At 68.0% G+C, this 4,103-nt stretch carries 3 protein-coding genes; all 3 read left to right on the forward strand.

Annotated elements, in window-relative coordinates:
- Positions 1-406 (forward strand): hypothetical protein (locus WA805_RS31280; RefSeq protein WP_422286626.1); only part of this gene is annotated, 406 nt, incomplete at its 5' end.
- A 963-nt stretch (positions 407-1,369) separates the two neighbouring features.
- Positions 1,370-2,047, forward strand: a complete 678-nt coding sequence (gene mtrA, locus WA805_RS31285) for an MtrAB system response regulator MtrA (RefSeq protein WP_422272923.1) — start codon at positions 1,370-1,372, stop codon at positions 2,045-2,047.
- 7 nt (positions 2,048-2,054) lie between these two features.
- Entirely contained in the window at positions 2,055-3,962 is a 1,908-nt protein-coding gene (gene mtrB, locus WA805_RS31290; RefSeq protein ID WP_425244138.1) for an MtrAB system histidine kinase MtrB, read from the forward strand.
- The last annotated feature ends 141 nt before the right edge of the window (positions 3,963-4,103 follow it).

Consider the following 4,103-nt stretch of genomic DNA (forward strand, 5'->3'; position numbering starts at 1 on the left):
CGAGCTCGATGCGCTGTTCTGGCAGCCCGGCCCCACCCCGATGGACCCGTCCCGGTGGGCTGCCTGCCAGCACGAGCTGGTCCAGCCCGACCGCTGGATCCTGGACGGCGACCTCGGACCCTATGACACGGCGCTGCAGGTCCGGCTGCGAGCAGCCGACACCATCGTCGTCTTGGACTTCACCTTCCTGCGATGCGCCTGGCGGACGCTGCGCCGAGGCCGCGAGCAGGCAGAATACTGGCGCTGGGTGCGGGCTTACCGGAGCCGCAGCCTCCCGGATGTCATGCGGGCAATCAGCTCCGAAGCGCCCCACGCAAAGCTCTACATCCTGCGCAATCCCGCCATGGTGCGGCGCTTGGCAGACGAAATCCTGCAGACAGCCGCGCAAGAACGCCGCAGCAGGTAAGCGGATAACTATGGCGCCGGCCTCCGCGGTCCTGACGCAGCCACGAACCTGCCGTCAGTCATAATTGTCGGCTAACCACGAAAGCGCGAAAGTCGAGTGTCAAAGATGCCCATGATTATCCCCGTACGTGTAGCCGAATATTCGTGGTAGCCAATTGCCCTACCCCCGCCAAACGCCAGCTACCCCTGTCACAACAACACCGATTTTCGCGTTAGTGACACTATGCCCCTGTATGGGGCGAAGCCCATCGGAACGCGGCTCATCATGGAAACCCGCCACCTAGGACCTCGCCTGTGCTCACAGGCTGGCCGGTAGGCCACATTTTCATGATCACGTAAGAAAAATATCCTATACGCGTGCTTTTCTTTCGTGATCATGGAATCTCGGACTAAGTCATAACCCAGGAGTATTCAGCAGCAGGGGTGGATTGGCCCTTTGCGTCCTATAGGCCTCATTGGTCACATTAGCGTAGGTTGCCAGATCATTGTGTGAAGTTGGCCGCCGGAAAAAGGGCTAAAGTTCACACGATAATCTGAGGCGGCGATAATGCTGCGCCCGGACGTGCGCTTTGCCCCGGCGAGCTCGTCGTCCCGGCAAGATGCGGCGCGAGGGGATTCTGTCGGAGACCCGCCGGCTGTAGCGCCCGTGGGCGCGGCGGCCGGATACTCTCGGCTGGTCGGCTGCAGGAGGAACGCCGCCAGCAGCTGAAGTGGCTGCTGGCCGGGTGCGTTAGGGGTGCTCACGGGGCCGGGCGCGGGGCCGGCTCGCGGGCCGGCTCGTGGGATGCGGGAGGGTCTCGGTTACGGGTGGGGCGGGGCGCGGCGGGCAAACGGACTCGCGGGTAGTGCAGAGCTGGTAAAAAGGGGTAACCTGCGCATGCTGAGCGCGGGTTCAGCGGCGGGCGTCACTGTCCGTCGTCGTCGGTGCTCTGCTTGGAGTCAGACACATGGAACGATGGGGCCCATGAAGGGACGTGTGCTAGTCGTCGACGACGACGCGGCGCTCGCGGAGATGCTTGGCATCGTGCTCCGCGGGGAGGGGTTCGAGCCGACGTTCGTGGCCGACGGGGACAAGGCGATGGACGCCTTCAGGGAGACCCGGCCCGATTTGGTGCTGCTTGACCTGATGCTGCCTGGTTCCGACGGGATCGACGTATGCCGCCAGATCAGGGGCGAGTCGGGCGTGCCGATCGTGATGCTGACGGCGAAGACCGACACCGTCGACATAGTCCTCGGGCTGGAATCCGGCGCCGACGACTACATTCTCAAGCCGTTCAAGTCCAAGGAGCTCGTCGCCAGGATCAGGGCGCGGCTCCGCAGGACGGACGAGCCGGCGCCGGAGATGCTCCAGATCGGAGACGTCTCGATCGACGTGGCCGGCCACTCCGTCAAGCGCGACGGTGAGACGCTCAGCCTCACGCCGCTCGAGTTCGATCTGCTGGTCGCGCTGGCCCGCAAGCCACGGCAGGTTTTCACCCGCGAGGTGCTGCTTGAGCAGGTCTGGGGCTACCGGCACGCCGCGGACACGCGGCTGGTGAACGTGCACGTGCAGCGGCTCAGGGCCAAGATCGAAAAGGACCCGGAGCACCCGGAGATCGTCGTCACGGTCCGCGGCGTGGGATACAAGGCGGGACCTGGCTGATTCAGGCATGGAGCGGTCAGCGTTTAACCCCGACGCGGCCGGCTCGGTGCCCGTGTCACCGCCGGTCGCGGCGGCATCCGTGCCTGCCGCGCCGGCGCAGGGCACACCAGCGCAGGGCACACCGGCGCAAGACGCGTCCGTGCCTGCCCCGCCCGCGCCGTCGCACCGGGACGTGCGCGCAGCGTGGGAGATGTCGCTGCGCCGCAAGAAGCTGGTGCGCTGGCTGGTCAGCTGGCTGCCGCACCGGCTGACGATCCTGATCAGGTCCCTGCTGCGCGTGGAACACTTGGTCACCGGGAAGGTCAAGTACCGCTGGCGCCGGAGCCTCCAGCTGCGGGTCGTCGGCACCACGCTAGTGATCTCGGCCACGATGATCGCCGTGCTCGGCTTCTTCCTCACCGAGCAGATCGCCTACGGCCTGCTGACCAACGCCGAGAATTCGGCGAAGACGCAGGCGCTTGACGGGCTTAACACGGCACGGGCGCAGCCCGGCCTGACTCCCCGGCCTACGCCGGAGAGCGCCCAGCAGTTCATGACCGGCATCGCCCAGAAGCTGCAGCCGCAGAACAGCGGCAGCCCGAACTATTACGTCGTGATCGGGCTGAACAGCGAGCGCGCCGACCAGGCCGGCTACTCGCCGTGGGTGACCAGCGTCGATCCCACGGCCACGCTGCCGCCCGCGCTCGTCCAGGATGTCCGGCAGGAGCAGCACGCGGAGAAGCATCACGGCACCGCGGAGACGCTGCTGTACTACGCGCCGACCGCGCTGACGCTGAACAGCGGCGGGCAGACCGAGTCCGCGATCGCCGTCGGCGCGCCGGTTGGCATCTGGTACCAGCTCTACTACGTCGTCCCGCTCGCCCAGGAGCAGCAGACGCTGCAACTCGTCCAGACCACGCTGATCGGCGTCGGGATCGCGCTCGTCGCGCTGCTCGTGGCCATCGCCTCGCTGGTCACCCGGTGGGTGGTGCTCCCGGTGCGGCACGCGGCCAGGACGGCGCAGCGGCTGGCCGCGGGACACCTCGAGGAGCGGATGCCGGTCGGCGGCGTGGACGACCTCGGCGCGCTCGCCACCTCGTTCAACGAGATGGCGGACAGCCTGCAGGAGAAACTGCGGGAGCTCCAGGAGCTGTCCAAGGCACAACGTCAGTTCGTCTCCGACGTTTCGCATGAGCTGCGGACGCCCATGACGACGATCCGGATGGCGGCGGAAGTCCTGTTCGAGTCCAGGGAACAGCTCGACACCGCCTCGGCCCGGTCTGCCGAACTGCTTGCTGGCCAGACCGAGCGGTTCGAGGCGCTGCTCACTGACCTGCTCGAGATCAGCAGGCACGACGCCAACGTGGCCACGCTTGACGCCGAGCCCGCGGACATGTGCGACATCGTGCGCGGGTCCGCCGCCGACGCGCAGCAGCTCGCCGAACGCCGCGGCTGCCGCATCGAGTTCCGGCTCCCCGCCGAGCCCTGCATCGCCGAGGTGGACCGGCGGCGGGTGGAGCGCATCCTGCGGAACCTGCTCGCGAACGCGGTGGAACACGGTGAGGGCAGGGACGTCGTGGTCACCGTCGCCGCGGACAGTGACGCGGTGGCCGTCGTGGTCCGCGACCACGGGGTCGGGCTCCGCCCGGGGGAGGAGCAACTGGTCTTCGAGCGGTTCTGGCGGGCCGACCCGGCACGGGCCAGGACCACCGGGGGCACCGGCCTCGGGCTCGCGATCTCCCTCGAAGACGCGCACCTGCACGGCGGCTGGCTGCAGGCGTGGGGCGAGCGGGGCCGCGGTTCGGTCTTCCGGCTGACGGTCCCGAGAGTGGCGGGGCAGCCGATCGCGGGCTCGCCGCTGCCGCTCGGGCCGGACGAGGCGGAAGTCGTCACCAGCGTCCTCGAGGCCGACCTGGCGGGCGGCGCTCGTGGTTAGGGGCGGCCGTCTGCGCGGCGCCGCGGCTGTCGCGTTCGTCGTGGCGCTGCTCGCACTGCTGGCCGGCTGCATCTCCGAGCCGAGCGGCGGACCGGTGATCTCCTATTCGATGACTCAGGGACCCGGCGGCCAGAGCCAGCC

It is taken from the genome of Trebonia sp. (assembly GCF_049794275.1).
Classification (GTDB): domain Bacteria; phylum Actinomycetota; class Actinomycetes; order Streptosporangiales; family Streptosporangiaceae; genus Trebonia.

What these genes read in the sequence shown, in the direction of transcription:
- mtrA (WP_422272923.1), top strand. Translation starts at nt 1,370, where the DNA reads ATGAAGGGACGTGTGCTAGTCGTCGACGACGACGCGGCGCTCGCGGAG.
- mtrB (WP_425244138.1), top strand. Translation starts at nt 2,055, where the DNA reads ATGGAGCGGTCAGCGTTTAACCCCGACGCGGCCGGCTCGGTGCCCGTG.